Here is a 21,535-nt window from a genome sequence, read left to right on the forward strand (position 1 = left end):
GGTGCCGGTTATAAAGACAGCTCCGAACTTCAGCTAAGCACCCATTAGTTCTATAAAGCATTTATAACACTTGTCCATCTTCATCATCAGGGAATCATTTCATTATTCATCAACTTCTTCATTCTTAATCAGTGAATTAGTTCCTCCTGGTACTAGGGGAACAAAAAAAAGGCTGCCGCAGCACCCCATGATATTTAGAGTAAGGCATTAAGGTTATTGCGTATTCTCGGCAATCTTTTTCAGTGCCTTTGCACGAGAAACGATAAATGCCCTCATATACTTCTCTAAAAACAACTTATCAGCTAATACTCCAATTGGACCGAACGGTGACTTATATTGAAATGTATCCATCATTATAGTTCCGCCTGGTTCTTCTTTAAACTGATGTGTGTGTACGAAGGAATGGAAGGCACCCTTCACCATAATATCTACAAACTTATTTGGTTTTTCCATTAGTATCACTTTGGCTTTCAGCCTTTGTTTAATACCAAAGTGTATGGCTTCCCAAGTAACAGCATCTCCCTCCTCTAATAGCCCTTCTGTCACACCATCAACAGCCATTTCCTTTGTGTTCGCTGTCGTTTTGGTATGGATATCCACACTCCTCGCTAGGTCAAAACATAATTCAACTGGGGCTTTAATAAATTGTTGATACTCAATAACAGGCATTTTCCAATCTCCTTATATTAGCACTTTCTATCCACCATTATAGCTCGTTAAAGCAAATTATACCCAGCTCTTATTCCCTTATCCTTCCCTGTTTGCTCCATAAGCAAAAGCTGCCAGAAGACAGCTTTTCCGATAAATTCTTCGCCTGGTAAACTTACTTTTTCATAACGGGGATCCATATTTCACTTCTAAATGTTGGTGAGGTTATGTCTTTATTTTCATTCCAAAGGATTTCCGGCCCTTCTCTTTGTTCATAGTTAGAGGATGGAAACCATTCGGAATAAATGCGTCCCCAAACATTTTGCAGTGTTTCAGGAAAGGGGCCGACTGCTTCGAATACCGCCCATGTAGACGCATCAACATTCAGCTGTGTTAAGTTATCTGGACATTCCCTCGTTGTAGCTGCGCCGATATAATGATCAAGCTCCCCTTTTTCCTCCAACCTGCCTTCGGAAAAGTTCGCGGATGCACTAAGCAGCCCTAATGGCTCGACATTCGATAGGTTTTTAAGTTCATTTATCGTTTTCTCGTCTAAACTTTTCCACATAGATGCAATCTCTGGATTGACCCCGTTAAAAATGATTGGAACCCTTTTTTTAATTCCAATTATGTGAAATGCCTCTTTTTCTTCAATTCGATAGTTCATTTCACTGCCTCCTTTAATGGATAATTGGAAGGACATCGGTGGATAGGCTTTAAGTGAATGGCCATTACTTCTCGCTTCGGATGGCGTGATACCATGCAAATGCTGAAACGCCCTTGCAAACGAGTCTGGTGAACTGTACCCGTACTTTATCGCAATATCAATGACCTTTATGTTGCTATTTTTAAGCTCAAACGCTGCAAGTGTAAGTCGTCTTCGGCGGATATACTCGGATAGTGAAATACCGGCAAGGAAGGAAAACATCCTTTTAAAATGATATTCCGAGCAATAAGCGAGCCTTGCAACTTCTTTAAAATCAATTTCGTTCGTAAGATTTTCTTCAATGAATTTAATGGCACCATTCATATTTTTGAGCGAATCCATTCAATGACCTCCCTTATATCAACAGAATAGCAGGAGTTGAAATGAAACATCCGACATTCTGTGCACGATTATGCAGGGTCTAATCCCTTTGTATTAAAAGTACTTATTGTTGAAATGGGGTTTTACCGACTTTTTGCATAAATAGCTCTGGTTTATCAATCTGATTAAAACCAAATTTTTCATATAATGAATGTGCATCATTCGTTGCTAACATAAACCTGCGAACCTTTTTTAGTTCGGAATGGTCGGTGATAACGTCCATTAACCATTTTGATAATCCTAATTTACGATAGTCAGGTAATATAAACACATCGCAAAGATACGCATGGGTTGCTAAATCGGTTATTACCCTTGCAAATCCAACTTGATCACAACCTTCATTTCCTATTTCACCCTTATAAACCCCAAAACATAAGGTCGTATTTTCAATTGACTTTATTACTGTTTCCTTAGTTATCCCCTTTGACCAGTAAGCTTCATGATTCAAAAAATCATGTATTACATCTACATCTAAATACTTTTTATTAGTAGAAATCGAAAATCCTTCATTATTCATTTTACATTCCCCTATACTTTTTTAATTTTCTGTAATTATATCAACTGATTTTATCTTGAACTATCCTGCGTTATCGAAATATTTAAAAACTGCCATACAAATAACTCACCCACCAATTCGTTAAGTAAGGGATTCTTGGAAGAATTTTAATTACAACTAGTATATCTAAGTAAATCGGAACAAATATTAAACATGTTGCAAACTCAAAGGAGGTGGCTAAAATGAACGCACAACGAGCAGAAGAAATTGCTTCTTCACCAAATATGGTTACTGTAACCTATAATGAGGAAAGTATCTACATTGAGCATGTGGATGAACAAAATGGAACAGCTACAATCCATCCCCTTGATGATCCAAATAAAAAACAAAGTGTTTCTGTAACCAGCCTGCAAGAACAGTAATTTCCTCGATTCATTAATAAACCTCCACTTCCGGGTGGTGGTTTATTGTTCGATTAAGTGCAAGCATCCCCTCTTGTATAGCATGTATCCATCCAGAAGCGTAACAAAAAAAGCCAACATCAATTGTTGACTTGTATCCCTATACAGTTGACAGCCTGCACTTTCAAAAACGATTTTTGATGGGCTAAGTAAATTTGTAATAGGATTACTTATATTTTTCATTTTCTATTATAATCACTTTTTCCCCATTCGCTGCTTTTCCTATTTGTTTCGTGTTTTCAACCAAGCGAAAAATATTATCACAGCATTGTTTGGTGCCTATAATTAATAATGGCACACCTATGAAATCAATTTTTAATGCTCTTGATAAAAATCCCCCTATAGACATGGCAATAGGGACAGTAGGGGATGTATTGGAGAATACTATTTTTTCGTTAAAGTGAAATTTCTTTTCCAGTAGTAAAGTTAATTCTTTTAATGCCGGAACAACGAGTTTCTCTCTTTTATGTCCCATTGTATAAACGGAATTACCATCTTCATCGATCCCGCGAAAAATCAGCTTTCCAAATTCCTTTTTCGTTAATTTATTAAAATATTTCACATTTAATATTTCTTCAGAAGTTAGTTTTCTTTCCGATTGAGGTAATTGTTTTAAATGATAGGCGGCAGCCAAAGACGTGGTATGTGTACCCCCATAATCATTATAGATATACATCATGAAATCATCCCTAATAGTTTTTTTAATACTATTATGGTCATATACTCCATTTCCAATTCAGGAACTTTGTGCTGTCCGATTCGTATAGTCCTGTCCTCGGATCATCAATAAAAATAAAAGAGTGCACCTATCATTCATGGATGATAAGGGCACACTTTTATTTTTTATAAACTGGGGTATGTATAGGAATAAGTTTTAAAATCCTCCCAACCCTAAAGATGGGACAGAAAATTTAATTAGCTTATCATCGATTGTTTCTTGTTTAATCGGGGCAGGCAATACTGTGTTCCTAACATCAGCGACCGTTTTAAGGTCAAAGGAGTCGATTGCTTCCCCTTCTTGGTTCATGATTGAAAGCATTCCATCATTACTCGTTTTTAGACTAGGTTGATCACTGATTAAATGAGTATAGTATATGTCTTCGTTCAGCGTGTAGGAATTAGAGTAATCCGCTGAATAAAGTTTGCTTTTTTTATCAATTTTTCCTGATTTAAAGTTTTCAAAGCCATAGTTGAATAAAAGCTTGGTATCAGAGTAGGCAACTTTGTCTGAAGGAGCTTTTAGAGTGACAGCAATCAATTCCTGTTCTCCTCTAGTGGCAGTAGAAATCAGGGTGTAGCCGGATTGACTTACGAAACCGGTTTTCCCGCCGGTTATTCCCTTATAGGGGAGTTCGCCTTTTAACATTTTATGATGGGTAATCAGAGTTGTGTCCCATGTTTCCACTTCCCATGGTAACTCTTTCTTCCCAAAATACTCACGGAATGTTTCATTTTTCATTGCATATTGGGTAATTTTCGCAAGGTCACTGGCCGTAGTTACATGGTCTTTGTCAAACAATCCATGGGGGTTCGTAAAATGAGTATCGGTGACGTTTACTTCTTTTCTTAAAAACTCATTCAAATCTTCCATGAACAATTTTTCACTGCCAGACATATGCTCGGCAATTGCGATGGCTGCATCATTTCCGGAGTTGATTAGCATGCCTGCAATTAATTTGGAAAGCTCTATTTCCTCCCCAGGTTCAATAAATACCGAAGACCCGTCTGCCTTCGCCGCTTTTTTGCTAACAGTCACCAGTTCGTTCTTATCCCCGTGTTCTATAGCATATATCGCTGTTGCAACTTTCGTTAGACTGGCTGGATACATACGTTTATCCATGTTTTTTCCGTATAATACTTTTCCACTTTTCGCGTCAATAATGATCCCGGCTTCACTATTGAGAGGTAAGTCAGATTCTGCACTTACCTTCGTAGAGGCGAAAGGGATTAAAACCAAAATGAAGATGATGAAAAACTTTTTCATATGCCGCTCCTTTGATGATAGTTAAATCTTATATAGTTATAATAAAATAAATCTAAATGTTTTAAGTTGTTTTATTGAAAGTGAAATACAAAAGTAATTACCCCTTAATAATTTTGGAAACATTTCGGGTAATCACCTTCATTTTCTTTCCTGAAATAACTTTAAAAGGGTTGTAACCCTTTTAGTGGAGCCTCCATTTAATCCCCATTAAACGGATTTTTTAGCAGCTCACTAAATACCTGGAAATTTCTTTTCATGAAAAAACCCTTCAAACGGAAGGGCTCTGCCTGTAGAGAAACTCTAAGAAAAGCGAGTTTGACTGCAGTTTTTTCTTTTAAAAATTCCAGTTGATTTCAGAAATCTGCTCCCTTTCCGCCGACTGTCTGCCAAGCCTCCTCGACGCAAGCGTCTGTGGGGTCTCGGCTAGCCAGTTATTCGGCAGGAGTGTCGCATATTTCTTCCATCCATTAAGGAGTACAGGAAAAAACATGAAGGATAAACTAGTCTTAAACATGGTTTAGATGAGCCCGGCCTACAGTTTCTTCTAAAAGAAACGTTCCAGTTGATTTCAGAAATCCGCTCCCTTTCCGCCGACTGCCTGCCAAGCCTCCTCGACGCAAGCGTCTCCGGGGTCTCGGCTAGCCAGTTTTTCGGCAGGAGTGTCGCATATTTCTTCCATCCATTAAGGATTACAGGAAAAAAACATAAAGGATAACCTTGTCTTATATAGGGTTTGGAATAAGACGAGCCAGCCGTTTTTTCTTTTAAAACACAAAGTTGATTGGACGGATGTTCGAGACTCCTGCGGGAAAAGCGCGTCGAGGGGAGACCCCACAGGCGCAAAGCGACGAGGAGGCTCCCGGACCGCCCGCGGAAAGCGAGTGCCTGGAGTGGAAATCGACGTTCCATGCTTTACAAACCTAAATGAAAATTGAGCAAACTTGTTTTCATTGAGTTTGTCTACAGTGTTAAAATTCTGTTATGTTTTCATTTTCATTCCTATTAACGCACATTCCACTTTCACTATCGGTTTTCTTGATAATATAAATATTATGGTTACAGGTATGACTAATAAAACATAGTATTGGCCACTTTCTTTGATCCAATCATAAATAAATGAGTTGTAAACATATTCCAGGAAAAACATATGAAAAAGATAAATACCTAATGTAATGGATCCTATTTCAGTAAAAAACGTTTGTTTTTTAGGAACTATACATAAAAAACAGTAAGTTGCTGCTCCCATAATTAAATATACGAGTAACTTATATATAAAACCGAGGGCAATGGAGCCTTCCATTAATTCCTGATAACCTAAGCGGCCATAAAACCATTCCCTCCAAGTCATTTCCCCATAGAAATAAATACCGGTAAAGATCAACCCTAGTACAGCCCAGCCGATCAGGGCATTACTTTTCTTTTTAACCCATTCAAAATGATTTTTTTCTAAAAAATGACCAATTAAAAAGAAAGGAAAGAAAAAGAAGGTTCTCGACAAACTTAACCATTCATTCACTTCACCAAAGTAACCGATTATTAGCGAGACAATGATTGAAAGGGCGATTCCATATTTCCTGGAGGAAAATATAAACAATAATATATTCCAGCAGAATAAGCTTATTAAGAACCATAAAGCCCATCTTGGAGTCAATATTGTGAAGTCTATTGGTTCATCAAATACCTTCCGATAATAGAAGGTATATATCACCTGGAATATTACATAGGGAATTAATATTTTCTTAATGAGCCCCCAGAGGTCCTTTTTACTTTTTATCTTCCTGGAAAAATAACCGGATACTAAAATAAAAGCTGGCATATGGAATGAAAAAACAAACAGATAAATAGTTAAAATCCATTGGTTTTCTTCCACCATTCTAGCTAATGTGTGCCCCAAAACAACTAGTACGATTAAGACAGCTTTCGCATTATCAAAATACGGATCACGTTTCATGAAATCTTACCTCCTATAAAGAAACTGCCAGTTATATTTTCTAATCCTCATTTATGGTTTGAATGAAAAAGCCGGCGTTCCTCTACTATAGGATTGCCGGCTTGGAACTTCATTGGAGTATCTACCATATCACAGCTTGTTTACAGTTTAGTTAATGGAAAATAACAGTTTGATAACAGTCAAAAAACTGCCTATATATGGGTACACCCGCTTATTGGCTTACGTACCCGTTAGTGACTTGCCGGAACGAACAATCTCTTCCATCATCAAAACTCCAGGCAGTTCCAGACGTTTTCGTCTTTTCAAAACGGGTAGTGTATTATATAAGCATGAGTATGATAACGTCTCTCTATAGGAGGAATGTTCATGAATCCGGTCATTTTGTTTGATGGTGAATGCAACTTTTGCGATTCGAGTGTCCAGTTCATTATCAAGCGGGATCCGCAGGGGCTTTTTCATTACGCTTCGCTTCAAAGTGAGGCAGGACAAGAGTTGCTGAAGAAGTATGATGTTCCTGCAGATATAGATAGCATGGTGCTGATCGAAAAGGATAAGGCCTACTATAAATCGTCTGCAGCCTTGAGGATTTGCCGCGGCTTACAAGGGGCATGGAAATTGCTTTACGGTTTCATCATCGTCCCAAGCTTCATCCGGAACTTCGTTTATGATTTCATTGCCAGGAACCGTTACAAATGGTTCGGAAAGAAAGAAGAAAGCTGTATGCTGCCGTCGCCAAGTGTTCGAAAGCGGTTTTTATAAAAAAATGTAGTGGTTGGATTGGCATTGGTCCTCAACATAAAAAAGGACGATAAGCGCTCTTGGCTTTTCGTCCTTTTCATTGTGTGAATGTGGAGTATCTCCATAAATGATTGGCCGTAGGGTGCGCCATCATTTCGAGTCCTTTGTTTTCCGCTAGGTGCAGCGGTTCCCAGTTTTGGTCGTCTGCCTCCTTTAGGTAGACTTCGTGATGCGGGGCCTGATCATGATAGCCGGCGATATTGATTTCACCATTTCGGTAAAAGGTCCCGATCACTTTATAATCCACGGCAGGTGAAATGATGATCGGATTGCCTACAGAGTGTGTCAGCTGAATTGTCGTTTTCTCATGATTGGATACTACGCGCTTCACTATAACACCTTCATCCGAGGCCACTCCCTCCTCAAGGAAATCCCCATCATGGTTGTAGGCCTCACTTTTCCCGACCGCTTTGGAAAATTCAATCTCGGCTTCCCTTTCCTTTTCGTGAATGAACACATCGACCCTGGTCCGGAAACGGGATGATTCAGGATCAAACCCGCGGTTGTCTCCTTTAAAATAGGGAACCTTTGAGGCCAGATTGGGATTTTTCAGCCACTCTTCCGGTAAAAAAGTGGAATAGCGCAGCTGCCAATTTCTTTTCCTTTTACCATCCACATCGTTTTCAACTGACTGCAAAAGCTGTTTTACAGGCCCTATTTTTTTAGTATTCGTTATTTCCTCGATCGCCGCCTTTGCTTGGGATGAACCTTTTTTTACAGTTCCGACAATACTAGCTACAAGGGATTTCACGGCAAAGGACTCCTGCTCCGAGCGCGGAAGGGGTCGCTTCGCTTTAATGGTATATGTGTATTCCTGATCTTCACTAATACTCCGATCATTGAAGGAACATCCGCTCACTTTCCCAATATCCACGCCGTTTCGATAAATCGTATATTCTTTTATTCCCTTGATGGGCTCCCATTCCAGGCTGGCTTGGCCTTTTGCGACAATTGTGGTGAATACCAAATCCAAAAGGATATTATCCTCTTTTTTATTTTCCGCGGTCGTTGATGTCTGTATTTTCATCCTGTTCACTGCCTGTTCTTTTTCATTCAAGCTATCTATCGTGTACGTATAGATGGTTCCTGGAGCAAGACCCTGATCTGCCATCTTCGGCTCCGGGCCGCTGTAAATCAGCTCTCGCCCCCTGAATACCCGATAGTAACCACCTTCATCAGGCCAAATAAGCTTGATGGAATCCTCTTTCCGTTCAATTTTGCACATCAATGAAGCCGTTTTGAATACCGCTTGATGCTTCCTCTTATTGGAAACCAGATAAGCAATTCCCGCAAGACCAAGAGCAAGCAATGAATGCCGTGCAGTGAATGTAACACCGCCTACTTTTAAACGGGGAAATGAATAATGGGCAATCAACTTCTTCATCACCTCTTCTTTTCTAGGTGTTATTCTTTACCCACTTTAATCCCTGAGCACACTTTGCGATGTGCTGTGCTGGCATAAAAAAACCGAGGGAATGTTTACTCCCTCGGTCATTTATAAGTTTCACTGGATTATATTTTAACGGCGGCTTTTTTCCCCGCCTTTGCGTCCTGCTTCTTCACGGCTCATTTTTCCATCATCGGAATCATCACGTTGATTGCCCCGTGCCTCTCCGCCTTTTTCGCCGATTTCCTGATAGAATTCCTTGCCATGACTTTCGGAAGTGGCTTCTCCGCCTTTTTTACCAATCTCTTGATAGAATTCCTTATCATGATTTTCGGAAGTGGCTTCTCCGCCTTTTTGGCCAATTTCTTGATAGAATTCCTTATCATGATTTTCGGAGGTTGCTTCTCCGCCTTTTTGGCCAATCTCTTGATAGAATTCCTTATCATGATTTTCGGAAGTGGCCTCTCCGCCTTTTTGGCCAATCTCTTGATAGAATTCCTTATCATGATTTTTCGCTGTTGTTTCTCCACCTTTACGTCCTGCTTCTTCACGACTCATTTTCTCATTGTTGTTAGCCATTAAAAATTCCTCCTTATTATTTGGATTTTCCATGTACTAGCTACATATGTCATGTACCCGCTTGAACAGCCATAAAACTAGATTTAGCTATAAACTTCAGATCGTTTTTTTTAGCGGCGGCTTTTTTTTCCCGCCATTAAGTCCTGCTTTTTCCTGCTCATTTTTCAATCATCGGAATCACGTTGATCGGCTCTAGCCTCTCCGCCTTTTTTGCCGATTTCCTGATAGAATTCCTTATCATGATTTTCGGAAGTGGCCTCTCCGCCTTTTTGACCAATCTCTTGGAAAAATTCCTTATCATGATTTTTTGCTGTAGCTTCCCCGCCTTTGCGGCCAGCTTCTTCCCTGCTCATTTTTTCATTGTTGTTAGCCATTAAAATTCCTCCTTATTATTTGGATTTTTGATGAACTAGCTACAGTTTTATGTATACCCGATAGTTTTGATATAAAACTAGAATCTATTAAAACTTTTCCATTTTAAAAGGAAAAGCCTCATGGATGCTATCACCCATGAGGCTCCCCGCTTATCCTTAACCTGACTTCGGAATCCCTTCTCGCAGGCGTTCTGGCAGCTCTACAAGGGTTTCATTCAAAGTATCCAATTTCGTTTCAATCCTATGAAGCAAATAAAGGGTAACAATGATCGGGAACCCAATATCACTGACAAACGGCAGGATTTGATCCACTTTTTCCACCTCTCTTCCTGGGTGACCAACAAGACCCGTTCTTAGATGAGTTCCACTTCCTCGACATTCCGCTCGACAAGGCGTGCCGCTTTCAAATCGACGAAATCCCCTGAAGATGTAACGAACACGTTCCCCGCAATGATTTTTTCCATTGCCAATTTAACCGTATTCACTTCGACCGGCTCCTTCGGATTATCAACGGAAATCGTCGCTGACTTGCCTTCCTCTGTAACGAAAATCAATTCCAGTACTTTAGCCATTTCCAATCACCTCCCCCGCTTCCGGCATCTTTCCAAATAACGATCAGCCAATCAATGAATACATATCCACACGGGTCACTTCACCCATTGGATAGCCCTGCACACTTGTGATTGCTTCAGCCGTCGAAAACAACTGATCCGCCGTCGCCTCGACCTTGATGTTCGAAAAGGTCCTCCGCTTGAAAACGAGAGCCCCTTTATCATTTAACCCCGTCTCAAAATCGATCCGCAACGTACTTGAAACTGGAATTTGTTTTGCCATGCCACTCACCCCCTTTCACACTCTATATAAACTTTTACAGGATGAAAGTAGCAGCATGATCTTGAAATTTTGCAGGGAAACGCAAAAAAGGCTCCCCATCATTTGGGCAGCACTAAAATCGGGAAATCCTTTTAATTATCTACTCGCATCATCCATTGTCTTCTTCTCTAATAAATCCTTCTCAATCATGAGCGGTTTTTCTACAAAATTAATTCTTCTCATTATTTGTTGTATGACTCTCGGAAAGAAGTAAGCTCCAAAGAAAGCACAAATAAAAGCCTGTGACCAAGTTTTTAACCATGCAGATAAGAATTGATGATCATACCCCCTATTTATTGAGACTAATATGAATGAAATAAAAAAGGACATACAAAAAGCCATTAAACATGCATAAATAATATTTCTGTATTTAACGTTAATCTTCATTATTTTTCTGCTTCAACTCCATGATTTAATTTTAGATTCCAACTATATTTTATTTCTTCCATTTACATTAGTAAAACCAATTTTTATAATAGTTCTATTAGAATTACTAATGCAAAGGGGTCAGGTCGGTTGAATTCGTATTATGCTTTTATCAAAACCATAGAAACAGGCAGTTTTACAAAAGCGGCTGAAGAACTTGGCTATACGCAGTCCGCCATTAGCCAGATGGTCCATTCATTAGAGGAAGAGCTTTCCACCACTCTTATCTTACGTTCTCGAAAGGGTATTACACTGACACCAGATGGCGAGGAATTTTTGCCATATATCAGGAAGATTTGCAACTCACATAGGGAACTGACTGAAAAGCATAAAGAGATGGAAGGACTGCAAAGCGGCCTTATTCGTATTGGCACCTTTTCCAGTGTTACATGTCATTGGCTACCAGGATTGATCAAGGATTTTAAGGAACTTTATCCAACTGTACATTTCGAATTACATCAAGGAAATTATACGGAAATCTCGAACTGGATTAAAGAAGGCAGCGTAGACTTTGGCTTTGTGAATTCAAATGTTTCGGATTTAACTACGATTCCCTTGCAAAAAGATGAGATGGTGGCTGTGATGCCAGTAGATCACCCTTTAACATCATCTATAGAAGTCTCCTTGGAGGAATTGCTAAAAGATCCTTATATTCTGTTGGATGAGGGAGTGATACATGAACCATTAATGATTTTTAAACAGTACGATTTTGAACCTGATACACAATACCGGGTATATGATCCTTATGCGATAATGTCCATGATTGAACACGGGCTTGGCATTTCGATTTTACCGAAACTGCTCTTACATAAATGTCCCTATAATATTGTAACGAAAAGCATCTCTCCTTCTATTATCCGAACCATTACTTTGGCGTATAAGGATAAAAGGGTATTGCCAATCGCCAGCAGGTATTTTATTGACTTCATCATTGAAAGGTATAGGGAAATCTAACGTTTTTGCTTTTATCTTATTTTCCCTTTATATTCATTTTTTATAACCGACATTCCTGATACGAAGTTAAATTGCAGCTGCCTTTAAATGGCATGTCATGTTCGGCTTTTCTGGGAAATAATAATCTCGAAAGGAAGTGGATGTTGATGTCATTAGAATGGTTTGACAGAGTAAGCGGGGAATTGCAGGATCATCTTAAATCAATTTGTGAGAAATACGATCGTAATGGCAGTATGATCGTGGAGCGCGGGTCTAAGCATCCACGCATCGAGTTTTATACAGAGCTGGAAGACGATGAGCGGGATTATTTTTCCTCGCTGTTTTTTGATCCGTATAATGAAGAATTTTATATGGAATCGTTCGATCCGGATTTAGGGCAGATCAGCAAGGTCATTCTTTCGGATATTGAAGATATCATCGATGCTGTCCATGAGAGCTTCCATAACTATTTGGAAGAAGATGAGGATGAGGATGATTATGCATATGAAATGGATATGGATGATGATAATGATGATTTGTATGATCCTGACGGCGAAAATTCCGATATATACGAAATCGATGTAGATTGGGAAACGCCTGAAGTGACTGCCTATATCCAGGATAATGAAGTGGAGGTCACCTACCAGTTCGGTATCGTTCAGGAGACGGGTGATGGTGTGCTGAAACGGATCAATCGGATTCGGACAGCGGATGATGACCTGATAAAGGATGAAACGAATTTCATTTTCAGCAAGGAAGAAGCAAGCACGATCATTGCCATGATAGCCAGTCATATGGATTCACTTAGTGAAATGGAATAAAACCAACAAAACCTTGTCCATGATCATCATGGACAAGGTTTCATCATATAATGATCAGTTCATATACCTCTGATAATTGCGTGACCCGTTCCGAATCACTCGCTTCCTTTGCATGTTTGATTTCCTGAGGAAGAATGTGGTTAAGGAGACTGGCCTCTTTACCGGATAGCTTATTGACGAGTTCTTCTTCCGAATGAAAGTGTCCGCTTTTGATTTTATTATATATTTCCTGCGCTTCAGGATATTGGTCCGTATAGTTAGACAATATCTCACGTAAGTAACCAATCGTACGATCCATCAAACCATCCCTCTCGAATGTTAGATTTTTGCTTACATGCTATACCTTCCCCCATTTTTTGATGATAAATTCCTGAAAAAAAAGATATCCAAGTCAATGGATACCCAATTAGTCTTCCTCCCAAAACAAATCATCCAATGTACGGGATAATGCTTTACAAATCCCGACACATAAACTTAATGAGGGATTATACTTTCCCGATTCAATCAATCCTATCGTTTGCCTGGATACGCCGACAATCTTGGCCAGTTCTTCTTGTGACAAGTCCTTTTCTACTCTCGCAAGCTTCAGTTTTATATTTTTCAAGGGACAGCACCTACTATTTCTTATTATCTTAGTTATTCTTCATTCCGATTTTCTTCGCCAGCAAGTATATACCGCCAAAAAACAGAAGTAAAATCGGCAAATAGATCATGACGGATACAAACGATACCAATATAAAATACCATACGCCCTGGGAACTGCCATCGGCATAGGATACAGCACTATTCACGCCCATGAATATAGCGATGATAAGTGCTAAAGCAACCGCCCCAAGAACCGTCTTCCTGCTCATCGGTGTTTTGCTGTTGCGGTCATGCATCTCCACCTCATCCCAAAATACACCTAAGAAAATCGAACGAGCTAAGTAATACAGCCCCCCTCCAACAAGGATCGCGAATTCCAGATATAACTCCCCGCTGCCTGCACCATATTTATATAGTTTGAAAAGTGCACTCGCCAGGCAAATGACCAAGATGACATAGTACATTTCTTTATAAATTTTATTTCTTACATTCTCAATCCGCTCATCCGTGATCTTTTTCGTTCGTTTAAATAGATTCATCTTTAATCGACCTCCATTTAATTCCATCGCTTACTCTTATTATATGATTCATTTTACTCTTTGCAACATATATATTACATTTTATAATTTATAAATTGCATTATGTATAAAAAAAGGGACCCACACATCAAGTATGGATACCTATTTATGGCTTTACTCGTAAGTTTTGGGGATTTACTCGTGAATTCTAAGCATTTACTCGTGAGTTTTTGGGTTTTACTCGTGAATTTCAACGTTTTACTCGTGAATTCATCATTTTACAAGTATATATCATCATGTTTATCAATTACACTTCATTAAGATGATAGCAAAGTTGAACAACGCCAGAGGAAAAGCTCTTTGTATTAACCAGTGTTAGGTTCAATCTCTCCTTTATGTCAATAAACAAAGGTTTTCCTTCCCCTAAAATAACAGGGTGAACAGATAACCTGAATTCATCAACCAGCCCCAATCTTATAAAAGATGTAATAAGACTTGACCCTCCATAAAGCCAGATGTCTTTACCAGGTTTATTCTTTATTTTATTTACTTCTTCAACAATATCATCATTTATGATCGTTACGTTATTATCCGTGCTTTTTTTCGTTTTAGAAAACATGAATTTTTGTTTGCCATGAACGATATTCCACATTTCTTTTTCAGTATCGGATACCTCATTTTCTGGCGTATATTGCCCCCATAAGTCATAGCTTTTTCTTCCATAAAAAATAGTATCAATTTGATTCAAGAAATCAATGAACCCCATTTCAGAGTCCATAATGCACCAGTCGATTTCTCCTTTTGGCCCTTCAATAAATCCATCTAATGTAACTGCTAAATCTAAAATTATTCTTCTTGGTCTTTCGTTAATGGTCATTCTTTAATCTCCTTTTGCCGTTTATCAGCAAAGCCAAAGGTTTCGCGGCTTTATCCGAATGAACGTACTCTTATTACCTCAGGGAATCCCCATGAATAATCACTGCTTTTCAACATTTCATCAGAAGTTACTTCAGTTACGTTAGTTTTATCTTACAGCTTCCATCATAGTATTAAAAGATTGAATCAAAAACTAAGGAGACTTGCGATGAAAGCAATGGTATGCACGAAATACGGTTCACCCGATGTACTGGAACTCAAAGAGGTAGTAAAGCCAACCCCAAAGGACAACGAAATACTGGTAAAGGTTCACGCGGCAACAGTGGCTTCTGGGGACGTAAGAGTCCGGAGTTTCAATAGCCCGTTCTTATTATGGCTGCCGATGCGAATGTTCCTGGGCCTTAGAAAGCCGCGAAAACCGATACTCGGAGTGGAGTTGTCCGGGGAGATAGAAGACACGGGGAGGAATGTGACAAAATTCAAAAAAGGCGACCAGATTTTTGCCATGACTGGAATGAATTTCGGGGCCCATGCCGAATACACATGCTTACCAGAAGATGGCCCAATCGCAATGAAGCCTGTCAATATGACCTATGAAGAAGCCGCCGCCGTTTCTTTTGGCGGAACGACAGCTCTGCATTTTTTCAGAAAAGCCAATATCCAGGACGGACAAAAAGTCCTTATCTATGGCGCATCCGGTTCGGTTGGCACTTCAGCGGTACAGCTTGCCAAATACTTTGGAACAGAGGTTACCGGAGTATGCAGTGCCGCTAATTTTGAATTGGTGAAATCATTGGGAGCCGATAAAGTAATTGATTATATGGAAGAGGATTTTTCGGAAAGACAAGAGCAATATGATATCATCTTTGATGCAGTCGGGAAAAGTTCGAAAGCCACATGCAAAAAAGCACTAACCCTGAACGGGCGATACGTGTCCGTTGAAGGACAGGGAATAGCAAAGGAACGTACGGAAGATTTACTATTTCTCAAAGAGCTCATCGAAACTGGAGAATTAAAATCGGTCATTGATAAACGCTACCCGCTAGAACAGATTCCCGAAGCTCATAAATACGTAGAGCTAGGACATAAAAAAGGAAATGTCGTGATAACTTTGGTGGATCATGATCGACCCTGACAAAACCCATAGTCTTTTTATAAATAAAGCGTTCAGTTGATTTCAGAGATCCGTCCCTTTCCGCCGACTGTCTGCCAAGCGTCTGTCTGATCTCGGCCAGCCAGTTATTCGGCAGGTGTGTTGCAAATTTCTTCCATCCATTGAGGATTACTGAAAAAAACTTAAAGGATAAACTAGTCTAAACATAATTGAGACTAGCCTACAGTTTTTTCAAGAAAACATTCCAGTTGATTTCAGAGATCCGCTCCCTTTCCGCCGACTGTCTGCCAAGCCTCCTCGGCGCATGCGCCTGTGGGTCTTGGCTAGCCAGTTTTTCGGCAGGAGTGTCGTAAATCTCTTCCATCCTTTAAGGGATTACAGAAAAAAACTTAAAGGATAATCTAGTCATAAACATAATTCGGGATGAGACTAGCCTACAGTTTTTCCAAGAAAACATTTCAGATTATTACAGAAACCCGTTCCCTTTCCACCGACTGTCTGCCAAGCTCATCAAAGCATGCGTCTGTGGGGTCTTGGCTAACCGTTATTCGGCAGGTGTGTCGCAAATCTCTTCAACCCTTTAAGGAATACTGAAAAAAACTATGAAGAGTAATCTAGTTTACCTTTAAAATTTTGGTTCTGGGCGAGAGCAATTCGGAACTCCTTTTACCGGAAAGTTGATGGACCGCCAGACCCTACAATATTTCTTAAAAAAGAAGTTCAAGTGATTGGAACGGAACGTACGAGACTCCTGCGGGAAAAGCGCGTCTAGGGGAGACCCCGCAGGCGCAAGCCGAGGAGGCTCCACGACCGCCCGCGGAAAGCGAGTGCCTGGAGTGGAAATCAACGTTATTATCGAATTAGCCCCCCTTAAACACGAACATTATATTATATTTATATTTTAATGTTCACTTTTTTATTGATTATCTAGTATTTGTTTGTTATATTAGCAAAGTAATAATCGTAATTACTCGTATATGCTCGGAAATATGGTCTGAGCGTTTCTACCTGGTTCCCAGTTAAAGAACTAGACTACGAGTTAAAGTATTCGGCCGCCCGCTTTTTGGCAGCTAATGATTTAGCAATCGCTTCACTTTTGCTTGATTATCTATACTTTGACTATCGTAGGTCTAGAAGGCAGCATTCATTCTGCCGTTCTGGACCTTTTTCTTTGACCACAATTGCGAGTGTTTCAAACAATTGGATAATTTGTTTTTAAGGAGAGAAAAAACATGTTAAAAAAGTACACTCTATTAGGAATCATTACTTTACTTTTCGTGTCGGTGATTGCAGCTTGCAGTTCCACTTCCAAAAATGAAACGGTCAAAAAAAAGACTCAAAGGCCGATCATGATTCAAGGTCCAATGCCAATCGAAGCTGAAAATTTCGCTAAAAAGCTAGAAAATGTTAAAGAAGAAAAATCAGGGGATTTTGTATTTTACATTGGAACTTTAGACAATTATCCTGTAATCGTGGCAAAAACAGGTAAAGGGATGGAAAATACGGCTGCCGCTACAGCATTGGCCATTGAAAGATATAACCCTATTGCCATCATCAATCAAGGGACATCAGGCGGACATGATCCAAGCTTAAACGTTTTTGATATTGTTTTAGGAAAAAGAACGGTAAACCTAGGTTCATTAAAAACGGCCGATAAAGCTGAAAACGAAGGAATCGATCCAACCGTTTGGAAACCAATGGACCTAATGGCTTCTGAAGGAAGTGCAGGAGAAGATCCTAATGCTGAAAAACCACGCTTCTACGAGGGAGATAAGGATTTACTCGCAGCTGCTCATGCAGTTAAAGATACTTACACAAAAGGTAAGGTTGTCGATGGTACTATCGGTTCTGCAGACGTTTGGAATAATGAAGTGGATCGGATTAAATGGTTCCATACGAAATATGGTACATCTGTTGAAGAAATGGAAGGAGCTTCGGCAGCACAAATCGCCAAAGCTTACGATGTGCCCTTCCTAGGTATACGAGTGCTATCCAATAATAAAGTGAATGGCGGTAAATATAACCCTAATACAGCAGCAGCCAATCAAGAATATGTGTATGAAGTGGTCAAAAAATATATCTCTTCGATGCCAAGCAAATAAGATCGGGCTCGGAGCATATAGAATTAGAATCTTTTTGGTCAACTATCCCTATAATGAAAAAAAGAAGAGCACATAATATGTGCTCTTCTTTTTTTCGCGGGTGCCCTAATTAGCTGACTATTGATTCTTCCTCCTTGCAAAAGGTTAAGCTGAGGCTATTCAACGTGTAAAGTCTAGCGGTGAAAATGAATAAATCGCTGTAGTTATTTTCAACGTACTCTTCAATGATTGCCATCCCTTTTCTGAATCTATCAACTAATAAGTGCGTATAGTTTTCATCCCAGGTAAACCGGTTGATCCGTTTAAGTTCATCGGCCAATACTTGAAACTTAAACTCCTCAACAAGAAGCTTCAATTGATACAATTTATCTTTATTTAAACAAAAGCAATTATTTTCATTTTCATGATTTTCCCGGACGAATGTAATGAAACCATTTAAATTATCAGCTAACATATTCGCTATTTGCATCTCGAAGTTCATTTCCAACAGCTCCTCAATGTCTAAAATCTATATGAAGAGTGTATGATTTGAAATGATATTTTAACACCAACAATTCTTTTTCGAGATAGATTCCTTGTACATTTCCTTCTATGATAGAATTCACAAAAAAAATTGCCCCCCTTCCTTCCAAGGGGACAATCTTACATCGAATCCAGAACTAAAGAGATAAGCAGGCCCGCAGCCGTGAATATGCCCGTGATCGGCCCTCCGTCTTCATATGCTTCAGGCATCATCGTTGAGGCGATCATGGCGATGATTCCCCCTCCCGCAAAGGCTGCCATCGCTGCCAGGACATAGTCCGGGGCATGATCGAGGAATAGATAGCCCGACATCGAGGAAAGTGCCGAAATGATCAGGACGGAAAACCACAGCAGCATGATTTTCTTCTTGGAGTAATCACTTTTGAGCAGACCTGTCGTACTTGAGAGCCCCTCCGGAATATTACTGATGAAGATGGCAATGACCAATAGCCAGCTTACCGAGCCGCCGCTTATTAAGCTTGCGCCAATCATGATCGACTCCGGTATGGCATCCATCACCGTCCCGATGAAAATGGCTAGGCCCGCTTCCTTCGAAGAGCTATTATTGGACCGTTTCCTTTTATCCGCACCTTTTTTGGAAATAAGAAAATCCAAGGCAGTAAACACGGCGGCCCCTGCTATGAATCCGATCCCCGTCGCCCAGATTCCTCCATCACTCACCGAATCAGCAAGCAGCTCATATGCCGCGGCACCAATCAATACACCCGTACCAAAGGCCATAATATAGCCAATGATGTTTTTCTTTATCGGAATGAGGATGGCGGCAAGTGCGCCAAGCAGGACGGCAGAACCCGATACCCCTCCCCAAAAGACCGCATTCCACATAGAATTCCCCCATTTCCTTTTTATAGGATAGTGTACCCGGGTTGATGTTGGGGTAAACAAGGGACGCTTTTTGCTATTCCAGCAAAAAAAAGCAGGTATATTCGCTGCCTAGTTTTTGGGTATAGAATAGTAGAGTACTTATGAGTATCCTGCCCTTCGCTGCCTTATATGACTGATATTTGCGGTTTTCCTTCTTCCCTTTCACTAACCTTTTCGATTTTATCGACAAACATTTGAAAAACCTTTCTCTTTTCTTCCAGCTCTTTTATCGACTCTTTCAATTCGTTCAATTTTTGTTCAAAAGGTTTATGATAGAGCTCGCGGATGTTTCGAATAATTTCATCATTTATAGTGGATTGCACAACTTGTTTAGTAATATTGAATTTATAGGAATAAACCTGAAGGTCACGCTTAACTTCTTCATACTCTTTTTCTATCCCATTTAACACATCACTGATTTCTTCATTCCATTCTACTAAAGCCTTTTTCACATGTTCCTCCACCCTTAATCCCCCTCTTTAACTAACAAAAAATCCATCTCGCTAAAAACTTATTTTATCAAAAGAACATTTCGGTTTCTTTTCGGCTTGGTTACTTAACATATAAGTTTTATTAAAAACAGATAACAGCGAGTTACGAAACACTTTTAAAAATTCACATAGAATGGAACATGACCACTATAACCTATGGAGGTGTTCAGACTGATTCATACAGTTAAACCAGGTGAAACACTGACACAGATATCCAGGGACTATCGTACACCACTATCTGAAATCATCGCTGCTAACCCGACCATAAACCCTAATGTCATTTATCCTGGTCAACCCATCATGATCCCTGGTTTTCCTCCTGCTGATACCATTCCATTTAGAATCGATGTGTCCGTTAACAATCGTAAGCTAAGGCTGCTAAAAAATGGAGTATTGCAAAAGCAATACCCGATCGCCGTTGGAAGAATGCTGTTCGGTACACCGGTAGGAAAATTCATCATCATTAATAAAGCCCCCAACCCCGGAGGCCCATTCGGTACAATATGGATGAGTCTATCTAAGGAGCACTACGGCATTCATGGAACGAACGATCCCAGCTCAATTGGTAAAGCCGTCTCAAAAGGCTGTATTCGCATGCATAATCGGGACGTGGAGGAATTATCAAGGATTGTTCCAATCGGGACATTGGTTTCGATTCATCCTTAATGTGTCTAGGGGAAACCTGGACACTTTTTTCATTCAAAAAAAGGCAGGGATCTCCCCTGCCAGTACATGAGTATATGTCATTCAATTCATATTAATCGGCCAATAATAAAACACCAGTGTAACCATGATGATCATGACGCCGCTGATCATTAAATAAGCTGGGTATCTGCGGGTGATGTTCATTTCTTTTTGCTCGTCTATTTCAATCGGGGTTTGAAGGATATTTGCATGAAATTCCCTTTCTTCGATGGTGATTGTTCCATACTTGGAGCCAATGATAAGTGCGCCTATGCTTAAGATTAAACCAATGATGACAGGATTGAGGTAAACGGGAAGGCTGATACCAAACATGCCGAGACTTTCTCCGAGTATTACACCAAAGAAGCCGAATACGATGCTCCAAAATGCGCCTTCTTTCGTTACCTTCTTTGAGAATACGCTTGATATGGCAATCGGTCCCCATGATGCCGCAAATAGTGTAGCCGCAAAGTAGCCGATCCACATGACGGCAGGCGGCTGGAACAAGCCAATCAATAAGATGATCAAGCTGATCACGACCATGGAAATGCGGCTGGCCCGTAATAGATGATGATCTGTGTATTCCTTTTTCCGTGATTGTTCCATGATATCCCGTGTTATGCTGCTTCCTATAATCTGCAGGAAGCTCGAACAGGATGATAAGGCCGCAGCCATGATGCCGCTGACGCTGATGACTCCAAGCCATGTCGGGACAATATTCATCGCTGCCCAAATGAATACCTTTTCCGTCGGGGCGATATCCGCTTTAATGGTGGTGATTGTCGATATGCTGATATGGAGAAACAAATAGACGGTCAAAATGGATATCGTTGCCCAAACGCCGGCCCGGATGGCGTTGATAATTAGGCTAAACAGAGGTTAGGGAAAAGGAGCATGATGGTATCAATAAATTTATATAGGCTGTATATAGTGAATTGAG

The 21,535-nt window shown here is 40.0% G+C and carries 27 protein-coding genes, 1 pseudogene and 1 riboswitch; of the genes and pseudogenes, 7 read left to right on the forward strand and 21 right to left on the reverse strand.

What is annotated here, in order from left to right:
- Window positions 1–213 precede the first annotated feature (213 nt).
- The 3 genes from AC0VX1_RS20605 to AC0VX1_RS20615 all read right to left on the reverse strand — a co-directional run bounded on the left by AC0VX1_RS20605 (window position 214) and on the right by AC0VX1_RS20615 (window position 2,252).
- Window positions 214–669, reverse strand: a complete 456-nt coding sequence (locus AC0VX1_RS20605) for an SRPBCC family protein (protein ID WP_413022711.1) — start codon at window positions 667–669, stop codon at window positions 214–216.
- 154 nt (window positions 670–823) lie between these two features.
- Window positions 824–1,696 carry an AraC family transcriptional regulator gene (locus tag AC0VX1_RS20610; RefSeq protein WP_063575304.1) on the reverse strand — a complete coding sequence of 291 codons (873 nt, stop codon included), beginning with the start codon at window positions 1,694–1,696 and terminating at the stop codon, window positions 824–826.
- Window positions 1,697–1,799: 103 nt separating this feature from the next.
- Window positions 1,800–2,252, reverse strand: coding sequence for a GNAT family N-acetyltransferase (locus AC0VX1_RS20615; protein WP_057276934.1), 453 nt, complete (start codon window positions 2,250–2,252; stop codon window positions 1,800–1,802).
- Between the two features lie 221 nt (window positions 2,253–2,473).
- On the opposite strand from AC0VX1_RS20615, the gene AC0VX1_RS20620 reads away from it, so the two are divergent.
- Window positions 2,474–2,653, forward strand: coding sequence for a small acid-soluble spore protein H (locus tag AC0VX1_RS20620; protein ID WP_054399815.1), 180 nt, complete (start codon window positions 2,474–2,476; stop codon window positions 2,651–2,653).
- A gap of 205 nt (window positions 2,654–2,858) precedes the next feature.
- Here AC0VX1_RS20620 and AC0VX1_RS20625 read toward each other — a convergent pair whose 3' ends face one another.
- The 3 genes from AC0VX1_RS20625 to AC0VX1_RS20635 form a co-directional block, all read right to left on the reverse strand.
- Entirely contained in the window at window positions 2,859–3,371 is a 513-nt protein-coding gene (locus tag AC0VX1_RS20625) for a DUF3189 family protein (protein WP_475468660.1), read from the reverse strand.
- A gap of 195 nt (window positions 3,372–3,566) precedes the next feature.
- Window positions 3,567–4,676, reverse strand: coding sequence for a D-alanyl-D-alanine carboxypeptidase family protein (locus AC0VX1_RS20630; RefSeq protein ID WP_475468662.1), 1,110 nt, complete (start codon window positions 4,674–4,676; stop codon window positions 3,567–3,569).
- A gap of 979 nt (window positions 4,677–5,655) precedes the next feature.
- Window positions 5,656–6,627: an acyltransferase family protein gene (locus AC0VX1_RS20635; RefSeq protein ID WP_098187352.1), complete on the reverse strand. Its 972-nt coding sequence runs from the start codon at window positions 6,625–6,627 to the stop codon at window positions 5,656–5,658.
- A 366-nt stretch (window positions 6,628–6,993) separates the two neighbouring features.
- Here AC0VX1_RS20635 and AC0VX1_RS20640 point away from each other — a divergent pair, with 366 nt between their 5' ends.
- Entirely contained in the window at window positions 6,994–7,386 is a 393-nt protein-coding gene (locus AC0VX1_RS20640; protein ID WP_106026156.1) for a thiol-disulfide oxidoreductase DCC family protein, read from the forward strand.
- A 76-nt stretch (window positions 7,387–7,462) separates the two neighbouring features.
- Here the strand turns inward: AC0VX1_RS20640 and AC0VX1_RS20645 are convergent, their stop codons facing one another.
- The 7 genes and pseudogenes from AC0VX1_RS20645 to AC0VX1_RS20675 form a co-directional block, all read right to left on the reverse strand.
- On the reverse strand, window positions 7,463–8,809 hold the full coding sequence (locus AC0VX1_RS20645) for a DUF3238 domain-containing protein (protein ID WP_475468665.1): 1,347 nt from the start codon (window positions 8,807–8,809) through the stop codon (window positions 7,463–7,465).
- Window positions 8,810–8,944: 135 nt separating this feature from the next.
- Window positions 8,945–9,391 carry a glucose starvation-inducible protein GsiB gene (gene gsiB / locus AC0VX1_RS20650; protein WP_063575296.1) on the reverse strand — a complete coding sequence of 149 codons (447 nt, stop codon included), beginning with the start codon at window positions 9,389–9,391 and terminating at the stop codon, window positions 8,945–8,947.
- 170 nt (window positions 9,392–9,561) lie between these two features.
- A pseudogene (locus tag AC0VX1_RS20655) lies at window positions 9,562–9,765 on the reverse strand (KGG domain-containing protein); the annotation flags it as partial.
- Window positions 9,766–9,921: 156 nt separating this feature from the next.
- On the reverse strand, window positions 9,922–10,077 hold the full coding sequence (locus AC0VX1_RS20660; RefSeq protein ID WP_034309764.1) for a YvrJ family protein: 156 nt from the start codon (window positions 10,075–10,077) through the stop codon (window positions 9,922–9,924).
- Between the two features lie 41 nt (window positions 10,078–10,118).
- A complete protein-coding gene (locus AC0VX1_RS20665) occupies window positions 10,119–10,337 on the reverse strand; it encodes a DUF2922 domain-containing protein (protein ID WP_053536155.1) in 219 nt (72 codons plus the stop codon).
- Window positions 10,338–10,380: 43 nt separating this feature from the next.
- Window positions 10,381–10,599 carry a DUF1659 domain-containing protein gene (locus tag AC0VX1_RS20670; protein ID WP_413022701.1) on the reverse strand — a complete coding sequence of 73 codons (219 nt, stop codon included), beginning with the start codon at window positions 10,597–10,599 and terminating at the stop codon, window positions 10,381–10,383.
- A gap of 135 nt (window positions 10,600–10,734) precedes the next feature.
- Window positions 10,735–11,025, reverse strand: coding sequence for a DUF2798 domain-containing protein (locus AC0VX1_RS20675; RefSeq protein WP_347343043.1), 291 nt, complete (start codon window positions 11,023–11,025; stop codon window positions 10,735–10,737).
- A 129-nt stretch (window positions 11,026–11,154) separates the two neighbouring features.
- On the opposite strand from AC0VX1_RS20675, the gene AC0VX1_RS20680 reads away from it, so the two are divergent.
- Both AC0VX1_RS20680 and AC0VX1_RS20685 read left to right on the forward strand, forming a co-directional pair.
- Entirely contained in the window at window positions 11,155–12,018 is an 864-nt protein-coding gene (locus AC0VX1_RS20680; protein WP_475468670.1) for a LysR family transcriptional regulator, read from the forward strand.
- 146 nt (window positions 12,019–12,164) lie between these two features.
- On the forward strand, window positions 12,165–12,818 hold the full coding sequence (locus AC0VX1_RS20685) for a hypothetical protein (RefSeq protein WP_475468672.1): 654 nt from the start codon (window positions 12,165–12,167) through the stop codon (window positions 12,816–12,818).
- 43 nt (window positions 12,819–12,861) lie between these two features.
- Here the strand turns inward: AC0VX1_RS20685 and AC0VX1_RS20690 are convergent, their stop codons facing one another.
- The 4 genes from AC0VX1_RS20690 to AC0VX1_RS20705 form a co-directional block, all read right to left on the reverse strand.
- A complete protein-coding gene (locus AC0VX1_RS20690) occupies window positions 12,862–13,116 on the reverse strand; it encodes a sigma-G-dependent sporulation-specific acid-soluble spore protein CsgA (protein WP_034309781.1) in 255 nt (84 codons plus the stop codon).
- Window positions 13,117–13,224: 108 nt separating this feature from the next.
- The gene (locus AC0VX1_RS20695) at window positions 13,225–13,422 is read right to left on the reverse strand and encodes a helix-turn-helix transcriptional regulator (RefSeq protein WP_034309784.1); all 198 of its coding nucleotides are present in this window, start codon (window positions 13,420–13,422) and stop codon (window positions 13,225–13,227) included.
- A gap of 28 nt (window positions 13,423–13,450) precedes the next feature.
- Window positions 13,451–13,942 (reverse strand): DUF6773 family protein, encoded by a 492-nt coding sequence (locus tag AC0VX1_RS20700; RefSeq protein ID WP_413009229.1) that lies wholly within the window; start codon window positions 13,940–13,942, stop codon window positions 13,451–13,453.
- 286 nt (window positions 13,943–14,228) lie between these two features.
- A complete protein-coding gene (locus tag AC0VX1_RS20705) occupies window positions 14,229–14,798 on the reverse strand; it encodes a dihydrofolate reductase family protein (RefSeq protein WP_475468676.1) in 570 nt (189 codons plus the stop codon).
- A gap of 207 nt (window positions 14,799–15,005) precedes the next feature.
- Between AC0VX1_RS20705 and AC0VX1_RS20710 the strand changes: the two genes are divergently transcribed.
- Both AC0VX1_RS20710 and AC0VX1_RS20715 read left to right on the forward strand, forming a co-directional pair.
- Window positions 15,006–15,932, forward strand: coding sequence for an NAD(P)-dependent alcohol dehydrogenase (locus AC0VX1_RS20710; protein WP_475468677.1), 927 nt, complete (start codon window positions 15,006–15,008; stop codon window positions 15,930–15,932).
- 930 nt (window positions 15,933–16,862) lie between these two features.
- A riboswitch (purine riboswitch) is annotated at window positions 16,863–16,966 on the forward strand.
- A 177-nt stretch (window positions 16,967–17,143) separates the two neighbouring features.
- Complete coding sequence (locus AC0VX1_RS20715) at window positions 17,144–18,013, forward strand: 5'-methylthioadenosine/S-adenosylhomocysteine nucleosidase (protein ID WP_475468679.1); 870 nt, start codon at window positions 17,144–17,146, stop codon at window positions 18,011–18,013.
- A gap of 109 nt (window positions 18,014–18,122) precedes the next feature.
- On the opposite strand, the gene AC0VX1_RS20720 is transcribed toward AC0VX1_RS20715, so the two are convergent.
- From AC0VX1_RS20720 to AC0VX1_RS20730, 3 genes are all read right to left on the reverse strand, one after another.
- Window positions 18,123–18,494: a hypothetical protein gene (locus AC0VX1_RS20720; protein WP_063575287.1), complete on the reverse strand. Its 372-nt coding sequence runs from the start codon at window positions 18,492–18,494 to the stop codon at window positions 18,123–18,125.
- A gap of 161 nt (window positions 18,495–18,655) precedes the next feature.
- Complete coding sequence (locus tag AC0VX1_RS20725; protein WP_034309799.1) at window positions 18,656–19,381, reverse strand: ZIP family metal transporter; 726 nt, start codon at window positions 19,379–19,381, stop codon at window positions 18,656–18,658.
- Window positions 19,382–19,545: 164 nt separating this feature from the next.
- Window positions 19,546–19,884: a hypothetical protein gene (locus AC0VX1_RS20730; RefSeq protein ID WP_057276953.1), complete on the reverse strand. Its 339-nt coding sequence runs from the start codon at window positions 19,882–19,884 to the stop codon at window positions 19,546–19,548.
- Window positions 19,885–20,082: 198 nt separating this feature from the next.
- Here AC0VX1_RS20730 and AC0VX1_RS20735 point away from each other — a divergent pair, with 198 nt between their 5' ends.
- Window positions 20,083–20,577, forward strand: a complete 495-nt coding sequence (locus tag AC0VX1_RS20735) for a L,D-transpeptidase family protein (RefSeq protein WP_475471846.1) — start codon at window positions 20,083–20,085, stop codon at window positions 20,575–20,577.
- Between the two features lie 81 nt (window positions 20,578–20,658).
- On the opposite strand, the gene AC0VX1_RS20740 is transcribed toward AC0VX1_RS20735, so the two are convergent.
- Complete coding sequence (locus tag AC0VX1_RS20740; RefSeq protein ID WP_475468682.1) at window positions 20,659–21,414, reverse strand: sodium:solute symporter family transporter; 756 nt, start codon at window positions 21,412–21,414, stop codon at window positions 20,659–20,661.
- Window positions 21,415–21,535: the final 121 nt, after the last annotated feature.

Source organism: Peribacillus sp. QJM3NY_7 (genome assembly GCF_056173225.1).

Excerpts from the sequence above, each read along its gene's own strand:
- AC0VX1_RS20610 (WP_063575304.1), bottom strand. The coding sequence starts at position 1,696 with ATGGATTCGCTCAAAAATATGAATGGTGCCATTAAATTCATTGAAGAA.
- gsiB (WP_063575296.1), bottom strand. The coding sequence starts at position 9,391 with ATGGCTAACAACAATGAGAAAATGAGTCGTGAAGAAGCAGGACGTAAA.
- AC0VX1_RS20645 (WP_475468665.1), bottom strand. The coding sequence starts at position 8,809 with ATGAAGAAGTTGATTGCCCATTATTCATTTCCCCGTTTAAAAGTAGGC.
- AC0VX1_RS20615 (WP_057276934.1), bottom strand. The coding sequence starts at position 2,252 with ATGAATAATGAAGGATTTTCGATTTCTACTAATAAAAAGTATTTAGAT.
- AC0VX1_RS20665 (WP_053536155.1), bottom strand. The coding sequence starts at position 10,337 with ATGGCTAAAGTACTGGAATTGATTTTCGTTACAGAGGAAGGCAAGTCA.
- AC0VX1_RS20620 (WP_054399815.1), top strand. The coding sequence starts at position 2,474 with ATGAACGCACAACGAGCAGAAGAAATTGCTTCTTCACCAAATATGGTT.
- AC0VX1_RS20625 (WP_475468660.1), bottom strand. The coding sequence starts at position 3,371 with ATGATGTATATCTATAATGATTATGGGGGTACACATACCACGTCTTTG.
- AC0VX1_RS20705 (WP_475468676.1), bottom strand. The coding sequence starts at position 14,798 with ATGACCATTAACGAAAGACCAAGAAGAATAATTTTAGATTTAGCAGTT.
- AC0VX1_RS20630 (WP_475468662.1), bottom strand. The coding sequence starts at position 4,676 with ATGAAAAAGTTTTTCATCATCTTCATTTTGGTTTTAATCCCTTTCGCC.
- AC0VX1_RS20670 (WP_413022701.1), bottom strand. The coding sequence starts at position 10,599 with ATGGCAAAACAAATTCCAGTTTCAAGTACGTTGCGGATCGATTTTGAG.
- AC0VX1_RS20725 (WP_034309799.1), bottom strand. The coding sequence starts at position 19,381 with ATGTGGAATGCGGTCTTTTGGGGAGGGGTATCGGGTTCTGCCGTCCTG.
- AC0VX1_RS20675 (WP_347343043.1), bottom strand. The coding sequence starts at position 11,025 with ATGAAGATTAACGTTAAATACAGAAATATTATTTATGCATGTTTAATG.
- AC0VX1_RS20685 (WP_475468672.1), top strand. The coding sequence starts at position 12,165 with ATGTCATTAGAATGGTTTGACAGAGTAAGCGGGGAATTGCAGGATCAT.
- AC0VX1_RS20715 (WP_475468679.1), top strand. The coding sequence starts at position 17,144 with ATGTTAAAAAAGTACACTCTATTAGGAATCATTACTTTACTTTTCGTG.
- AC0VX1_RS20640 (WP_106026156.1), top strand. The coding sequence starts at position 6,994 with ATGAATCCGGTCATTTTGTTTGATGGTGAATGCAACTTTTGCGATTCG.
- AC0VX1_RS20700 (WP_413009229.1), bottom strand. The coding sequence starts at position 13,942 with ATGAATCTATTTAAACGAACGAAAAAGATCACGGATGAGCGGATTGAG.
- AC0VX1_RS20605 (WP_413022711.1), bottom strand. The coding sequence starts at position 669 with ATGCCTGTTATTGAGTATCAACAATTTATTAAAGCCCCAGTTGAATTA.
- AC0VX1_RS20720 (WP_063575287.1), bottom strand. The coding sequence starts at position 18,494 with ATGAACTTCGAGATGCAAATAGCGAATATGTTAGCTGATAATTTAAAT.
- AC0VX1_RS20635 (WP_098187352.1), bottom strand. The coding sequence starts at position 6,627 with ATGAAACGTGATCCGTATTTTGATAATGCGAAAGCTGTCTTAATCGTA.
- AC0VX1_RS20690 (WP_034309781.1), bottom strand. The coding sequence starts at position 13,116 with ATGGATCGTACGATTGGTTACTTACGTGAGATATTGTCTAACTATACG.
- AC0VX1_RS20710 (WP_475468677.1), top strand. The coding sequence starts at position 15,006 with ATGAAAGCAATGGTATGCACGAAATACGGTTCACCCGATGTACTGGAA.